Source organism: Neisseria sp. P0021.S007, assembly GCF_051956855.1.
Genome location: NZ_JBQCXA010000119.1, coordinates 1 through 1,148 on the forward strand (window position 1 = coordinate 1; position 1,148 = coordinate 1,148).

Consider the following 1,148-nt stretch of genomic DNA (forward strand, 5'->3'; position numbering starts at 1 on the left):
TTGGTGGCCGGGCGTATGGTGCAGGCAGTGTCTGCCGCGTTTTTTGTCCCGCTTTTGTTTAATGGCGTATTGTCGATTTTCCCGCCCAACAAGCGCGGAACGGCGATGGGCGTGATTACCATGATGTTTACCGCCGCGCCTGCAATGGGGCCGACGCTGTCGGGTATCATCATCGACCATACGCATTGGCGCGTGCTGTTCGGTTTTACCGCGCCGTTTATGTTGGCGGCGATGGTGCTGGTGGGCAAATATTTGACGGTCAATTTGAGCAACATCAGCCGTCCGAAAATCGATATGTTGTCGGCTGTGCTGTCGATTGCGGGCTTCGGCGGGCTGGTTTATGCGAGCAGTAATTTTGCCCATATGCCGCTGGTGGAATTTATCCTGCTCTTTGCCGCTTCCGTTGTGCTGGTGGGGTGGTTTGCGCACCGTCAATTCCGTTTGGCCACGCCGTTGTTGAACCTTCGTGCGTTTGAATACAAGCAGTTCAGATATTGCGTTGTGATTTTGGCCGGTGCGATATTCCTGTTCTTGGGCTTGGAACTGATGGTGCCGATGTACACGCAGCAAGTGTTGATGCTGACCGGTACGGCAACCGGTCTGATTCTGATGCCTGCCAGTATTGCCCAAGCGGTTGCCACACCTTTGTTCGGCAAATTGTTGGACAAAAAGGGCGGACGCTTTGTCGTTTTGCCGGCAACAGTGATGCTGGTGGTGTCGCTGGCGGTATTGTGGCTGTTTTTGCGGATTGATACGCAAGTGGTGATGCTGACGGCGATGTTTACGCTGTTGGCGCTTTCCGTGTCTGCTTGTGTAACCGGCGAAACCCATGGTCTGAACGCGTTGCCGAAAACGCTCAATCCGCACGGTGCGGCGATTCTGACCACCATCAACCCGATTGCCGGTGCCATCGGCGCGGCGTTTTTCGTCGGTGCGACCAATATCGGCGAGAAACTTTCCAGCGCAGATATGCCGCAACAGGCAATGTTGGACGGTATCCATTTGGCGATGGGTTGCGCTTTGGTTGTCGGTGTTGCGGTCGTCATGTTTGCTTTGCGTTTGAAAGCACATCAAAAATAAATAAAAGGCCGTCTGAAACGTTCAGACGGCCTAAGTACCTCATCAGAATTTATAAGATTTTGTAACAC

At 53.2% G+C, this 1,148-nt stretch carries 1 protein-coding gene; it reads left to right on the plus strand.

Annotation, left to right across the window (positions count from 1 at the left end):
* Positions 1-1,080: MFS transporter (locus tag ACTHUR_RS11590; RefSeq protein WP_440398668.1), on the plus strand; the 1,080-nt coding region annotated here is incomplete at its 5' end.
* Between the last annotated feature and the right edge of the window lie 68 nt (positions 1,081-1,148).